Raw genomic sequence first — 14,397 nt, forward strand, 5'->3', positions numbered from 1 at the left:
GGCGGGCAACCCGCCTCAGCGGCTGCCTGCCCTCCCCGGATGGCTCTCATGCCCCCGCCCCGTCCCCGAGCGCTGTCAGGCCGGGTAGGCGTGGGTCTGCGCCGCCTTGACGGTGGCCCAGATCGGTGCGCCCGGGCGCAGGTTGAGCTCGGCGGCGGCGACGGCAGTGAGGTCCGCAGCGAGGGGGAGTTCGCCGGTGAGATCGGCGCGGATCTGGTCGCCGTGGGTTTCCAGGCCTGACACCTCGCAGTGCCAGAGGTTCCGGGCGCTGGAGCCGGTGGGGCGGTCCCGGTGGAGGGTGACGGCGCTCGGGGGGAAGGCCACGAAGACCGGCCCTGAGAGGTCCTCCGTCGTGGTGATCGCGGGTCCGGCGTCGAGACGGACCGTGTGCCCGTCTGCCTGGCCCCGGTAGAGGTTGAGGCCGACCAGTTGCGCGATGTAGGCCGTTCGGGGGCGCCGGGCGATGTCGGCGGGCGTGCCTTCCTGGACGATGTGGCCGTCCTCGATGACGACCAGGCGGTCGGCCAGGACCATGGCGTCCAGCGGATCGTGGGTGACCAGGATGGCGACCGCCTCGAACTCGGCGAGATGGCGACGGAGTTGAGAGCGCACTTCCAGGCGGGTGCGGGCGTCCAGGGCGGCCAGGGGCTCGTCGAGCAGGAGCAGCCGTGGGCGTGTGGCGAGTGCGCGGGCGAGGGCGACGCGCTGGGCCTGGCCGCCGGAAAGGCGGCGTGGTTTGGCGCCCGCGTGGTCGGCGAGGCCCATGCGGTCGAGCCATGCCGCGGCCTGGGTGCGGGCCTCGGCCTTGCTCGCGCCGTGGCAGCGGGGGCCGAAGGCGACGTTGTCCAGGGCCGTGAGGTGGGGGAAGAGCAGGTAGTCCTGGAAGACGACGCCGACGGGGCGGGACTCCGGCGGTGTGCGGTCCAGCGCGGTGCCGTCCAGCCGCAGGTGCCCGGTGGTGAGCGGGACGAGTCCGGCGAGTGCGCGCAGTGCCGTGGTCTTGCCGGCGCCGTTGGGGCCGAGCAGGGCGACGACGTCGCCGGGGGCGGCGGTGAGCGTCACGTCGAGGCGGAAGGTGCCGTGGTCGACGACGAGGTGGGCGTCGAGGCCCTGAGTGCGGTCGCCGTCGTCGGTGGGATCGTTCGTGGTCTTGCGGAGGTGGCTCATGACGCGGTCATCCAGCGGTCGCGAAGGGCTGCCAGCACCGCGATCGACACGGTCAGCAGGACCAGGCTGAGGGCGATGGCGGCCTCCGGGTCGCTCTGGAGGGCGAGGTAGACGGCGAGGGGCATCGTCTGCGTACGGCCGGGGAAGTTGCCGGCGAAGGTGATGGTGGCGCCGAACTCGCCGAGTGCCCGGGCCCACGCGAGGACGGCTCCGGCGGCGATGCCGGGGGCGATCAGCGGCAGCGTCACCCGGCGGAAGGCGGTGAAGCGGGAGGCGCCGAGGGTGGTGGCGGCCTCCTCGTAGCGCGGGTCGGCGGCCCGCAGGGTGCCCTCGACGCTGATGACCAGGAACGGCATCGCGACGAAGGCCTCCGCGACGACGACGCCCGCCGTGGTGAAGGGCAACGTGACGCCGAACCAGGCGTCCAGCCACTTTCCGACGATGCCGTTGCGGCCCAGCGCCATGAGCAGGGCCACACCGCCCACCACCGGCGGCAGCACCAGCGGCAGCGTCACCAGGGCCCGGACCAGGCCGCGGCCGGGGAAGTCCGTGCGGGCGAGCAGCCAGGCCAACGGCACGCCCAGCACCAGGCTGACCGCTGTTGCCGCGGTGGCGCAGAGCAGGGACAGCTGGAGCGCCTGCCATACCTCGGGGCTGGCCAGTTGCTCGGGCAGGCTGTGCCACGGCGTGCGGACGATCAGGGCGATCAGCGGCACGATCAGGAACGCCAGGCCGAGGAGCGCGGGGACCAGCAGGGGAAGCGGCACGCCCCGGCGCATGCCCGACCCGAGGCGCCGGCGCCGTGGCCGGCCCCGGAGGGCTTCGGCCGCGGCGCCGGGCTTGTCGGCGGGTGAGGTCACGGGTTGAGGAACCCGGCCTCGGTCAGGACCTTCTGGCCCTCGGCGGACTGCACCAGCGCGATGAACGCCTTGGCGGCCTCGGCGTTCGGCGCGTCCTTGAGCAGGGTGATGGGGTAGTCGTTGACGGCGCCGGCCGACTCGGGGAAGTCCACGCCCTCCACCTTGTCACCCGCGGCCTTCACGTCCGTCTTGTAGACGACCGCGGCGTCGGCTTCCTTCAGTTCGACCTTGGTCAGGGCGCTCTTGACGTCCTGCTCGTAGGAGACGGGGGTGAGCTTGAGCTTGCTGGCGTCCAGGGCCTTCTGGGCGGCGGCGCCGCAGGGCACTTCCTTGTCGCACAGGACGACCTTGAGGCCGGACTTGGTGAGGTCCTTCAGGGAGGAGATGCCGTCGGGGTTCCCCGGCAGGGTGGCGATCTCCAGCTGGTTGCGGACGAAGGTGGCAGGCGTGCCTTCGGCGTCACCGGCGTCCGTGACGATCTGCATCGTCTTGGGGCTGGCGGCCGCGAACACGTCCGCCGGGGCGCCGCCGGTGATGCTCGCGGCGAGGGAGTCGCTGCCGCCGAAGTTGAACGTCACCTTCGTGCCCGGGTGGGCCGCCTCGAACTCCTGGCCCAGTTCGGTGAAGCTCTCCTTGAGGGAGGCGGCGGCGAACACGGTCACCGTGCCGGAGACCTTGTCCGAGGCGGAGGCCGAGGCCGAGGAGTCCGACTTCGCCGGCGAGGCGTCGTCGGACGACGAGCAGGCGCTCAGGGCGAGCAGGGCGACGACGCCTGCGGCGGACGCCCGCAGGGTACGGCGGGTCCGACGCGCGGAACGGGTGATCACGGGTCCACTCCCTCTGGTCCTGACGGACACATCTACGGTCTCTCGACGACCACGTTGGTTGACTTGATCATGGCAACCGCTGGAACACCGGGTTCAAGCCTCAACTCCTCAGCCGATTCACGGCTGACCATCGCCACCACCCGGAACGGCCCGGCCTGGATCTCCACCTGCGCCGAGACGTCTCCGAGGATCACGTCCGTGACGATGCCGGAGAAGCGGTTGCGGGCCGAGGAGCCGGAGGGCTGCCGCTCCGTCCGGTGCATCCGCCGGGCGTAGGCCGCGAGGGCCGGACCGGGGATGATCCGGCGGCCCGTCCCGTCGCGCTCGGCGGTGAGTTTCCCGCCGTCGACCAAGCGCCTGACGGTGTCGGTGCTGACGCCGAGCAGGACGGCAGCGTCGCCGATCCGGTAGGTGTGCATACGATGATGATACTGCCGCACGTGCGAGGCCAAACCTGACTGTCCCTTCGTATTCGCCGGGCATGCGATTCACAGGGGTTGCATGTGCGTTTACGTGGGTTATGCGTTGGGGTACCGTCCTGCGGGAGGTGATAGCCCGTGAGCCAGTCCCTCGCGACCGCCGGCCCGGTGGCGGAACTCGCCCTCACCGGGGATCTGGCCCGTCCGGCCCGGCTGACGGTGCCCGGTCTGCTCACGTGGCGGCAGCACCGGGCCGACGTCAGCTTCGAGTGCGCCACCAGCGGCATCCAGCGCCATCGCTTCACCGGACCGCTGCTGCACGACGTGCTGACGGCCGCCGGTCCCGGATTCCACCCGACCCGGCGCAAGGACCGCCTGCGGTTCCTGATCGCCGTGGACGGCGCGGACGGCCACCGCGCCCTGCTGTCCTGGGCGGAGATCGACCCCGACTTCGGTCGCGCACCGGTCCTGCTCGCCGTCACCATCGACGGCACCTCGCTGGATCTCGTCGGCCCTCAGCTGGTCCTGCCTCAGGACCGTTGCGGGGCACGGCACATCAGCGGCATCAACGCGATCCGCGTGGACGGCGGCTACCGCCTGCGGGCGTGACATGCATCGAACCTGTGCGGGAACGGCGGAGGACGACTGTTGAGCTGGGTGGAACCGCCGGGTGTCCTGGTCGTCCAGCACCTGCCGCACGCGAGCCCGGATGCCATCGGTACGACGCTGCAGGCCGCCGGGCTGGCTGTGCGGGTCTGCAGGGTGTGGGCGGGCGACCCGGTGCCGCGGTCGCCGGCCGCACTCGCGGCGCTGGTGGTGTGGGGTGGGCCGCCGGCCGCGCATGAGGACCTGACCCGATCCCACGAGCTTCCCACCTCGGCCGCCGAGCTGGCCCTGTTGAGGGCCGCGTTGGAGGCCGAGGTCCCCGTGCTCGGGGTGGGCCTGGGCGGGCAGTTGCTGGCCCTGGCGGCAGGCGGCGCCACTCGCCCCGGCCCTGGTGGGCCGGGCGGCTGCGAGGAGGTACGCACGACCACGGCCGCGTCTGAAGATCCGCTGTTCGCCGGGGCCCCCGAACGCTTCCGCGTGCCGCACGGCCACGGCGTCACCCTGGACCTTCCGGCCGGTGCCGCCTTGCTGGCCGGCTGCGACCGCCACCCGGTCCAGGCGTTCCGGATCGGCGCTCGGGCCTGGGGGCTGCAGTTCCAGCCGGATGTAGACGCGGCAGAGGCGGATGCCGCCGCGGCCCTCCGGGCCGGGCTGACCACCGTGCCGGACCGCACGGCACCGGTTCCTGGCGGACGAGCCGTGTCGACGCCCTGCCGCGGGGGCATCCTCGAGCGGTTCGCCGACCTGGCGGCCGCCCGGGCGTTCGAGACCACGACCCGTGCCTTCTTCACATCCCGTGCGGCGGACTGGGAGCGGCGTTTCGCCGCCGACGGGCCCCGATACGCGGCGGCCGTCGCCGCCATGGAACTGCGCCCGGGGCAACGTGTCCTGGACGTGGGCTGCGGCAGCGGCCGGGCCCTGGCGGCCCTGCGCACGGCGGTCGGCGGCGAGGGAGTCGTGCTCGGAGTGGACCTCACTCCCGCGATGCTCGCGGCCGCGGTCCGGGAAGGACGCGGCGCCGTCGCCCGGCTGCTGCTGGCCGACGCCTGCCGACTGCCGCTGCCGGCCGGATCCCTGGACGGGGTTTTCAGCGCGGGTCTGGTCGACCATGTCCGCGAGCCCGCAGCGGCCCTGCACGAGTGGGCCCGCGTGACCGTCACCGGCGGTGTGCTGCTGCTCTTCCATCCCTCCGGTCGCGCCGAACGCGCCGCCCGCCACGGCCGCTCCCTTGACCCGGCCGACCCGCTGGCGGAGGAGAACCTGCGCCCAGCTCTGCGCGCGGCGGGCTGGGACCCGGCCGGGTACGAGGACGCGGCGCACCACTTCATGGCGCGAGCCGTACGCAACGGATGATCCTCTAGAACACCCTGCTGCCATCGGTCGGTCCCTGCCGATGCCACACGGAGCAAGCCCCAGTGACAGCCCCCCGGCGGCGCCCCGCCCCCGCCCGTCGACGTGGATCGCACGCGGTCGAGCGGCGGCGGGACCCGCACCACAGGTAGTGACCCAGCCCCACCCCACCCCACCGCAAGCCCCGCAGATGCCACCCAGACCGGAGATCGTGCATGTTGTTGCGTCAGTTGGAGTACCTGGTCGCGCTCGCCCGGGAGCGGCACTTCGCCCGCGCGGCCGCTGTCTGCTACGTATCGCAGCCCTCGCTGTCGGCCGCGATACGCCGCCTCGAGCACGAGCTGGAGGTGCCGATCGTGCGACGCGGCAGGCGCTACGAGGGGCTCACCGCGGAGGGCGAGGTGGTGCTCGCCTGGGCGCACCGCATCCTCGCCGAATGCGACGCCCTCCAGCATGAACTGTCCGCCCTGCGCGACGGCCTGACCGGCACGCTCCGGCTCGGTGTCGTCCCCACCGCGCTGCCTGCCGCTTCCCTGCTGACGACACCCTTCTGCCACCGCCATGTGAACGCCCGCGTCAACATCGAGTCGCTGTCCTCGGCCGAGATCACCCACGGACTCGCCCAGTTCGAGCTGGACGCGGCGATGACCTACCTGGACGACGAGACGCTGCGGCACCTGCGCCGCTTCCCGCTCTATGAAGAGCGATACGTCCTGCTCACCCCCGCCGACGGCGCGCTCGCCGGTGCGGACACGGCCCGGTGGGCGCAGGCCGCGGCCTTGCCGCTGTGCCTGCTGAGCCCGCGGATGCGCAACCGCCGCATCATCGACGCGTGTTTCGAGGCCGACGGTGCGACGGTCGCCCCCGCCATCGAGACGGACAGCGTGGCCGCACTGTACGCCCATCTGCCCGGGGGTCCCTGGTCCAGCGTGATCTCCCATGCCTGGCTGCACATGTTCGGCGTACCCGAGGGGATGAGGGTCGTTCCGCTGGAGGGGCCCGCACACGGACCGCGCGTCGGCCTGGTGACCGGCCCGGACACCCCCCCGTCCGTCCTGGCCGAGGCACTGCTGGCAGTGGCTCGCGAAGTGGGCGTCCAGGAGGCGCTGGACGCGGTGCTGCGCAAGCACCTCGACGCCGAGGATTGATAGCCGCCGGCTATCCCGGCATAGCGAAGAACGCTTTGACCAGCGCATTCGACCCGGAGGATCGTCAAAGTCAACCTTCCCGTCCGGGAGATGAGCCGATCTCCCGCCTCCGGAGTTGAGGAGCCACAACCATGGCCAAGGTGCTCTGCGTCCTGTACGACGACCCGACCGGCGGATACCCGACCACGTATGCCCGCGACGACCTGCCCCGCATCGACCACTACCCGGGCGGCCAGACAACCCCCACCCCCGAGGCGGTCGACTTCACCCCGGGCCACCTCCTGGGCAGCGTCTCCGGTGAACTCGGCCTGCGGAGCTTCCTGGAGAAGGCCGGGCACACCCTCGTGGTCACCTCGGACAAGGACGGCGACGGATCGACGTTCGACCGCGAGCTGCGGGACGCGGACATCGTCATCTCCCAGCCCTTCTGGCCCGCGTACCTGACCGCGGAGCGCATCGCCGCCGCCAAGAACCTCAAGCTCGCGGTCACCGCCGGCATCGGCTCCGACCACGTGGACCTCGACGCCGCGATCGCGCACGGCGTGACCGTCGCCGAGGTCACCTACTGCAACAGCATCAGCGTCGCCGAGCACGTGGTGATGATGACGCTCTCCCTGGTGCGGAACTACCTGCCCTCCCACCAGGTCGTCCTGGACGGCGGCTGGAACATCGCCGACTGCGTGGCCCGCTCCTACGACCTGGAAGGCATGCACGTCGGCACCGTCGCCGCCGGCCGGATCGGCCTGGCGGTGCTGCGCCGGCTGGCACCCTTCGACGTGAAGCTGCACTACACCGACCGGCACCGGCTGCCGGAATCCGTCGAGGAGGAGCTGGGGCTGACCTGGCACGAGAGCGCGGTGGAGATGGCGCCGCACTGCGACGTCGTGACCATCAACGCGCCGCTGCACCCGGAGACCGAGGGGCTCTTCGGCGACGACCTCCTCGGCAAGATGAAGCGCGGCGCCTACCTCATCAACACGGCGCGGGCGTTGATCGTCGACCCGGACGCCGTCGACAGGGCCCTGCGCAGCGGGCAGTTGGCGGGCTACGCGGGCGACGTCTGGTACCCGCAGCCCGCCCCCGCCGACCACCCCTGGCGCACCATGCCCCACCACGGCATGACCCCGCACATCTCCGGCTCCTCGCTGTCCGCGCAGGCACGCTACGCGGCGGGAACGCGGGAGATCCTGGAGTCCTGGTTCACGGGCCGGCCCATCCGCGACGAGTACCTGATCGTGGACGGAGGCGCACTGGCCGGGACCGGGGCCCACTCCTACTCGGTCAACACGTGAACGGCCGCACGGCCACCACGTGAATGACGGAGGCCGCCCCCCGCTGTGCTCGGACGCGATCGATCCGCGTGGTCGTCGACGTGACGCGGGCGGTGGCCTCCTCGTGGCGGACGTCCGAGAGGAGCAAGCTCACGATGCCCGTGCTCGGACGGGGAGGAACCGCAAGCTTCATCGGATCGTCGGGGGACAGCCGGAGACGCTTCTGCCACGCCTGCGCGAATTCATCCGAGAAACCGGCGGGCAATCGTCCGGGGGATCGGCTGGGCCGCGCGCAGCCGCTGCCAAGGGTTCATCGTTGATTCGGGAGTCACCGACCCATGGGCTCCTGGCATACGGCTGCTTGTGGGAGCCCACACTTGCGCGGCGGCTCATCGCTTCGGGCCTGATGCCGGCCATGAGCACGGACGTACTGTTCAGCGCGCTCACCGGACCCGCAGTCGTCATGACACAGAGGCAACTCGTGCGGCGCATGGATGAAGTGGGGGAACCGCCGACCGACGAGTGGCGGCAGAAGACGGACTCCTTGGCCGAGGTGGTCATTCGAGGGCTACTCGGCTGACCAGGGTCGCATCCCGAACAGGAAGCGGGTCGCCCGCGTGCGGCGGACCAGCAGCTCGTACGCGGTGAGGGTGAGGACGAGGGCGATCACCACGAGCACGGCGTACTCAACGGGGATCGGCGCGGACCAGCCGGTCACGAAGTATGCGACGGCGACCACGATCGGCTGGTGCAGCACGTACAGCGGCAGCACGGCCGCGGCGAGATAGCCGTAGAGGCGCCGACGCGTCGTCGGCGTCGGGTTCGGCGCCGCACGCGGTCGCTCCAGCCGCCGACGGTCGAGGAGGCCTGGGATGGCTACCACCAGGCACCATCCGGCCGCGCCGAACAGCGCACGTGAGGCGGTTGCGAGGGCGGTCATCTCCGTGAAGGGCTCGTCGGCCAGGGCGAAGCCGGGGCCGGCCGCCGCGAACAGCAGGGCACCGAGCCAGGCCGCGGTCCCGGCGTCGCGCCGCATCGCGGTGCGGAAGCGGTCGTCGCCGGCGAGCGCGAAGCCGGCGACGAAGAACAGCAGGTACGACCATCGGTGCCAGCCCGCGTAGTCCTCCTCCAGCCGTGCGAAGGCGCAGATCGCCGCGAAGGCGAGGGCCGGCAGGAACACAACGCCCCGCCGCTGCAGGGTCGCCTCCGCCACCCGGTCGCCGATGCGGCGGACGCGCTCGCGCGGCAACCACCGGTGGAACGGCGCCAGCATGAGGGAGAACGTCAGGAGGAGCACGACGAACCAGAGATGGCCGGTCTCGAAGTGCTCGCCTTGGACGATGAAGGGGAACTCCCCGGGCTCCAGGTGCACGTCGTAGAAGCGGGGCAGGAACCCGAGGTACGACTCGTGGTAGTCGGCGTCGGCCGAGCGCAGCCGCAGCCACTGCGGCAGCGGGTTCAGCGCGAGGGTCGCGAAGACCAGCGGAACGCCGAGCCGCAGCAGCCGCTCCCTGGCGAAGCCGCCCGCGCCGCGGCGCTGAAGCGAGTGCCAGGCACCGAGGCCGGAGATGAGGAAGAGCAGCGGCATCGCCCAGACGACGCCGAACCCGGCGATGATCATGATGGCTTCGGTGGTCTCGGCGTTCTTGACGTAGTAGTCGTCGTCGGCGGCGAATACGAGCGCAGAGTGGAAGAAGACCAGCCCGATCACGACCAGCATCCGGATCGCGTCCAGCTCCGGCCGCCGCTCCGGTAACGGTGCCTGCGCCGGTTCCGTGCGCGTCTCCATGCCTGTGCCCCCCGTCGCCTGTACGTCACCAGTGTGGGAAAGGCAGCCGCCGGGCGCCACCCCCGCAACGGACTCCGCTCACATCGAAGATCGACTTTCGATACGCGCCCACGCTGCGGGGCCCGGCCCAACGCCTCGATGTGGACGCCGGCCGGTTCGGGCTGGGGGGCTCGGTCCGGAGGTCATGCGGCGTCCTGCCTTTCGAGGCCTGCGGTGTGCGCGGACGTGCCGGGACGCTCGGTGTGGCGGAGCCAGGCGGCCTCGCGGAGCAGGCGCAGACCGTTGAGTCCGACGATGACGGTCGAGCCCTCGTGGCCGGCGACGCCGAGGGGCAGCGACAGGCTGCCGAACAGGTCCCAGGCGACCAGCGCGGTGATGAACAGCCCCGCGATGGCGAGGTTCTGGACGACCAGACGGCGGGCGGTGCGTGAGAGGGCGATGACGGCAGGGATGGTGGCCAGTTCGTCGCGGACGACGACGGCGTCGGCGGTTTCGAGCGCGAGATCCGAGCCGGCCTTGCCCATGGCGATACCCGAGTGGGCGGCCGCCAGCGCGGGGGCGTCGTTGACCCCGTCTCCCACGACCAGCACCCGCTGTCCTTCGGCCTCCCACGCCCGGACGGCGGACACCTTGTCCTGGGGCAGCAGTCCGGCGCGCACGTCGGTGATGCCCACTTGTGCGGCCAGGTGTTTTGCGGCGCGTTCGTTGTCGCCGGTCAGCAGGACCGGAGTGCGTCCCGTGAGGTGGGCGAGGGCGGCAACGGTGGCGGCGGCGTCCGGGCGCAGCCGGTCGGCGATGCCGAGGACACCCACGGGCCGGCCGTCGCGCAGTACGACCACCGCGGTTTTCCCGGCGTCCTCGAGTTCGGTCACAACCGCTGCGTGAAGGCCGTCGGGCACGAGAAGTCGTGCGGGGGAGCCGACCTGGACAGTGCAGCCCTCGACGCCGGCGGTGACGCCCTCGCCGGGTACGGAGGTGAAGTTTTCGGCGGCCACCGGCAGGAGATCGCGCTCGCGGGCTGCGTCGACGACGGCACGCGCGAGGGGATGCTCGCTGGGGTGCTCGGCCGATGCCGCCAGGCGCAGCAGGGCGGCCTGATCCAGGTCGCTGCCGGGCAGGGGGCGGATGTCGGTGAGGCGGGGGGTGCCTTCGGTGAGGGTGCCGGTCTTGTCCAGGGCGACGGTGTCGATCCGGCCCAGGCGTTCCATGACGACGGCGGATTTGGTGAGGACGCCGTGGCGGCCGGCGTTGGCGATCGCGGACAGCAGGGGCGGCATGGTGGAGAGCACGACCGCGCAGGGCGAGGCGACGATCATGAACGTCATGGCCCGTAGCAGCGCCGACTGCAGGTGGTCACCGAAGGCGAGCGGCACGGCGAAGACGGCGAGGGTCGCCAGGACCATGCCGATCGAGTAGCGCTGCTCGATCTTCTCGATGAACAGCTGCGTCGGGGCCTTGGTCGCGGAGGCTTCCTCGACCATCCTCACGATCCGGGCGATCACCGAGTCGGCGGGGTCCCGTTCGACCCGTACCCGCAGGGCACCGGTGCCGTTGACGGTGCCGGCGAACACCTCGTCACCGGCCTGCTTGACCACCGGCAACGGTTCGCCAGTGATGGTGGCCTGGTCGACGTCACTGGTTCCGTCGAGTACCTGCCCGTCCGCGCCGACGCGCTCGCCCGGACGGACCAGGATGATGTCCCCCACCACGAGGCGTCGCGCATTGACGGTCTCCTCGCGGCCATCGGCCAGGACTCTGGTCGCCGTGGACGGCGCGAGGTCGAGCAGCCCGCGTACGGAGTCCGCGGTCCGGGCGGTGGCGACGGCTTCCAGGGCGCCGGAGGTGGCGAAGATGACGATCAGCAGCGCGCCGTCGACGATCTGGCCGATCGCGGCGGCACCGAGCGCCGCCACCACCATCAGCAGATCCACGTCCAGCGTCTTGTCCTTGAGGGCCTTGAGGCCCTCCCAGCCCGGTTCCCACCCGCCGGTGATGTAGGTGGCGGCGAACAGCGCTCCCGACAGCCACGCCGGCGCGCCCAGGAGGCGCAGGGGGAGGGCGATCAGGAACAGGACCAGCGCGGCGAGCGCCCATTGGGCCTCCGGTAGCGCCAGGACCTTTGTGCGGCGGCGGACAGGGGTCGTACGCCGAGGTTCGGCGGGGGCCGGTGCGGGCCGCTGGTCCAGGACAGAAGGCATGACAAAGCAACCCTTCACGGGCGGAGGGGGCGACGCCTCCACGATACAGGAATACCTGAAGAGGTCTTCAGGTGTCATCGGTATGATGACGCCATGGGTCACGGACGCGACGCCACCGGCAGTGCCACCACTCGCGAGCGCCTGGACGCCGTCGGCACCGCCGACGTCGCCGCGACTCTTCAAGCCCTCGCAACCCCGTCCCGACTCCACATCCTGGCCCGGCTCCGGGAAGGCGCCTGCTCGGTCAACGAGCTCGCCGAAGCGGCCGGCATGGAAGCCTCCGCCTGCTCCCACCAGCTCCGCCTGCTGCGCAACCTCGGCCTGGTCACCGGCGAGAGGCAGGGGCGGTCGATCATCTACTCCCTCTACGACGACCACGTCGCGGAGCTCCTCGACCAGGCCCTCTACCACGTCGAGCACCTGCGGCTGGGCGTACGCGACGTCCCGGCCGCGCTGCCCGAGGCCGTTCCCGCAGACTGAGGCCCCGCCGACGGAAGCTGTGGCGGCTTCTCGCCTTCCGGATGAAGAGGCCGGGGTTTCGGCTCGGATGTCGCGTGGCGCCGGCTGTGTACGCGTGCAAGTGTGCAGGTGAGGACTCGGAAAGGCTTGAGCTGTCCGGCGACCCGGAACTGCTGCCGAAGGCGCCGGGCCCGGCCCGGGCAGGCATCGGACGTGACCTGCCCCGCCAAGACCAGTGCCAGCCGGCGTTCCGCGAGATGAAGCGCCGAGAACAGCTCAGGAGGAGGCGACGATGCTCATCGAGGGCGTCATGCTCCTGTGGTTCATCCAGGTCGTGATCGGTGTGCTGTTCGTGGCCATCGACATCCGGACGACACCGGAGTCCACGGTGATGAAGTGGGGCTTCGTGATCGTCACCGCGTTCAGCGGACTGTTCGGAGCGTTGCTGTACGTGCTGAGCTGCCGGGAACCGCTGCCGGGCACCCATGAGCAGTACGTCTCCGCGAAGTGGCGGCAGGTGGTCGGCTCCACGATGCACTGCGTGGCCGGCGACGGCATAGGCATCCTCGCCGCGAAGGCCCTCACGTCGGGAGCAGGCCTGCCGATGTGGGCCGAAGTCCTGTGCGAGTACGCCCTGGGATTCCTGTTCGGCTGGACCGTGTTCCAGGCGCTGTTCATGAAGAGCATGTTCGGCTCGTACCGCAGGTCTTTGTCCAAAACCTTCATCGCGGAGCTGTTGTCCATGAACGCCGTCATGGGCGGGATGACGGCGGTCATGGTTCCGTGGCTGTCCCACGCCATGGCGGCCACGGAGCCGACGAGCCCACAGCTCTGGTTCGTCATGTCCATCGCGCTGTGCGCGGGGTTCATCGTCGCGCTGCCGATGAACTGGTGGCTGGTTGGCCACGGTCTCAAGCACGGCATGATGACCGTCCGCGACGACGCCCGCCCCGTCCCCCAGGTCGCGGCACTCGCCCTCGCCGGCGCCACGCTCAGCGGCCGCGAGCCGCACTCGCCCGCGCTCGCTCACCACGCTCCGACGCCTGGCCACGGTGCGAACGGTTCCGCGGAGCCGGCCCGTGACCACGGTGCCATGGCGCCGTCCAACGGCGCGCACCACATGGAACCGGGGGTCAGCCGGAGCCGACTCGCCGTGATGACCCTGGTCAGTTTTGCGATCTTCGGTGCGGGCTTCCTCATCGCGGGCGTTTTCGGAAACCTGACGATGACGTAGCGACCCACCGCCGGTGCCCTCGGTGCGACGGAAGCTGCGGGCACCGTCATTGTGCGGGCTGTCAGCGCCGGACCGCCGCTCAACCTCACGCGGACAAGCGGTCGACACCCGCTTGAGGAGTTCGATCGACGCCCGCCCCTGGTGCCGTCGTCGGCAGATCCGGCGGTCGTGCGGGGGCGCTGACGTATGCCGGCGTGCGGATCCGCTGATGCCGGCCGTGGATGTCAGGCACCGCGGGGAACGATGCTCACCGCCCGGTAGTCGTACCCGTCCTGCTTGAAGCCGGGCGCTTCCCAGCTGAGATCGACCTGTTGCCCTGGGGACAGCGTGCGAAAGCCGGGTGCCTGGATGTGGGAGTAGTGGCCGAAGCACCCTCCGGGAGTCTCGGGCGAGTCGAGGACACCCCAACCCTCCTCGTCGCTCCACTCCCGCACGGTCGCAGTCACGACCGCGGCGACCTTGCGGGTCCCTCCGCGACGACTCATGTGTCTCTCCCCCTGCTGCGGTGATTTCGAGGTTGTCGGTCGACCGCCGGGTGCCTCAGCCGATAACGAGTATCTCGTGCCGGTGATCGAGGCAGCGGCGAACGGCGGCGTCGTCGTGACCCGTGCGGCGGCGACCATGTGCGGTACGGCGAAGTCCGGGTCGTGCGGCCCGAGTTCAACGGTCTCACGCCCCAGTTTGGAAGACTGAGGCTACGGACCATTCCACACCCGGGCAAACGCTCAACTGCTGCAGCACGCCCCTGCCACCGCTGTTCCCCGCGAGTCCCCGCTCGGCACCGCCTCACCGCGCCGCCGCCCCTTGCTCATTGATGGAGTGGCAAGCTCGTCTCGTCGTCATTCATCGCGGTGTCCGACAAGCGGTGCGGCGGATCGCAGTATCCCGTGGGCGTTGGCGCGATCTTTGACCGGTGGCCTGCCCGGGCTGGGGTCGAGCATGGCGAGGGGTCATACGCCGGCCGCGAGTCGAGCTGGCTCCTGCCCTCGCCAGACGGTGGCTTACGCCGCTTCTCGTAGGTCACTTCGCTGAGGGAACATCACTGGCAGCCCGTTCCTCCCAGGGTTCG

General features: G+C 71.1%; 13 protein-coding genes. 6 read left to right on the forward strand and 7 right to left on the reverse strand.

What is annotated here, in order from left to right; genetic code table 11:
- Positions 1 to 75: 75 nt before the first annotated feature.
- Genes CHF15_RS39385 through CHF15_RS39400 form a run of 4 tightly spaced genes read right to left on the reverse strand, consistent with a single transcriptional unit; the run spans position 76 to position 3,273 of the window.
- Positions 76 to 1,167, reverse strand: a complete 1,092-nt coding sequence (locus tag CHF15_RS39385; protein ID WP_089228748.1) for an ABC transporter ATP-binding protein — start codon at positions 1,165 to 1,167, stop codon at positions 76 to 78.
- On the reverse strand, positions 1,164 to 2,027 hold the full coding sequence (gene modB, locus CHF15_RS39390; protein ID WP_089228749.1) for a molybdate ABC transporter permease subunit: 864 nt from the start codon (positions 2,025 to 2,027) through the stop codon (positions 1,164 to 1,166). The genes CHF15_RS39385 and modB overlap by 4 nt, the downstream gene beginning before the upstream one ends.
- Positions 2,024 to 2,851: a molybdate ABC transporter substrate-binding protein gene (gene modA / locus CHF15_RS39395; protein WP_089228780.1), complete on the reverse strand. Its 828-nt coding sequence runs from the start codon at positions 2,849 to 2,851 to the stop codon at positions 2,024 to 2,026. The genes modB and modA overlap by 4 nt, the downstream gene beginning before the upstream one ends.
- 35 nt (positions 2,852 to 2,886) lie before the next feature.
- Positions 2,887 to 3,273: a TOBE domain-containing protein gene (locus CHF15_RS39400; protein WP_179280181.1), complete on the reverse strand. Its 387-nt coding sequence runs from the start codon at positions 3,271 to 3,273 to the stop codon at positions 2,887 to 2,889.
- Positions 3,274 to 3,411: 138 nt separating this feature from the next.
- On the opposite strand from CHF15_RS39400, the gene CHF15_RS39405 reads away from it, so the two are divergent.
- The 4 genes from CHF15_RS39405 to CHF15_RS39420 all read left to right on the forward strand — a co-directional run bounded on the left by CHF15_RS39405 (position 3,412) and on the right by CHF15_RS39420 (position 7,669).
- On the forward strand, positions 3,412 to 3,882 hold the full coding sequence (locus CHF15_RS39405; protein WP_089228750.1) for a molybdopterin-binding protein: 471 nt from the start codon (positions 3,412 to 3,414) through the stop codon (positions 3,880 to 3,882).
- Between the two features lie 48 nt (positions 3,883 to 3,930).
- Positions 3,931 to 5,232: a methyltransferase domain-containing protein gene (locus CHF15_RS39410; protein ID WP_089228782.1), complete on the forward strand. Its 1,302-nt coding sequence runs from the start codon at positions 3,931 to 3,933 to the stop codon at positions 5,230 to 5,232.
- Positions 5,233 to 5,444: 212 nt separating this feature from the next.
- Positions 5,445 to 6,377 carry a LysR family transcriptional regulator gene (locus CHF15_RS39415; RefSeq protein ID WP_089228751.1) on the forward strand — a complete coding sequence of 311 codons (933 nt, stop codon included), beginning with the start codon at positions 5,445 to 5,447 and terminating at the stop codon, positions 6,375 to 6,377.
- 131 nt (positions 6,378 to 6,508) lie between these two features.
- Positions 6,509 to 7,669: an NAD-dependent formate dehydrogenase gene (locus tag CHF15_RS39420; RefSeq protein ID WP_089228752.1), complete on the forward strand. Its 1,161-nt coding sequence runs from the start codon at positions 6,509 to 6,511 to the stop codon at positions 7,667 to 7,669.
- A gap of 547 nt (positions 7,670 to 8,216) precedes the next feature.
- Here the strand turns inward: CHF15_RS39420 and CHF15_RS39435 are convergent.
- Positions 8,217 to 9,437, reverse strand: a complete 1,221-nt coding sequence (locus CHF15_RS39435) for an acyltransferase family protein (RefSeq protein WP_089228755.1) — start codon at positions 9,435 to 9,437, stop codon at positions 8,217 to 8,219.
- Between the two features lie 182 nt (positions 9,438 to 9,619).
- A complete protein-coding gene (locus tag CHF15_RS39440) occupies positions 9,620 to 11,635 on the reverse strand; it encodes a heavy metal translocating P-type ATPase (protein ID WP_089228756.1) in 2,016 nt (671 codons plus the stop codon).
- Between the two features lie 93 nt (positions 11,636 to 11,728).
- Here CHF15_RS39440 and CHF15_RS39445 point away from each other — a divergent pair, with 93 nt between their 5' ends.
- Together CHF15_RS39445 and CHF15_RS39450 are read left to right on the forward strand one after the other, a co-directional pair.
- The gene (locus tag CHF15_RS39445; RefSeq protein WP_089228757.1) at positions 11,729 to 12,115 is read left to right on the forward strand and encodes an ArsR/SmtB family transcription factor; all 387 of its coding nucleotides are present in this window, start codon (positions 11,729 to 11,731) and stop codon (positions 12,113 to 12,115) included.
- Positions 12,116 to 12,386: 271 nt separating this feature from the next.
- A complete protein-coding gene (locus tag CHF15_RS39450; RefSeq protein WP_220093391.1) occupies positions 12,387 to 13,328 on the forward strand; it encodes a DUF4396 domain-containing protein in 942 nt (313 codons plus the stop codon).
- A gap of 224 nt (positions 13,329 to 13,552) precedes the next feature.
- On the opposite strand, the gene CHF15_RS39455 is transcribed toward CHF15_RS39450, so the two are convergent.
- Complete coding sequence (locus tag CHF15_RS39455) at positions 13,553 to 13,813, reverse strand: cold-shock protein (RefSeq protein WP_089228758.1); 261 nt, start codon at positions 13,811 to 13,813, stop codon at positions 13,553 to 13,555.
- Positions 13,814 to 14,397: the final 584 nt, after the last annotated feature.

The sequence above is a fragment of the Actinacidiphila glaucinigra genome (assembly GCF_900188405.1).
Lineage (GTDB): Bacteria > Actinomycetota > Actinomycetes > Streptomycetales > Streptomycetaceae > Actinacidiphila > Actinacidiphila glaucinigra.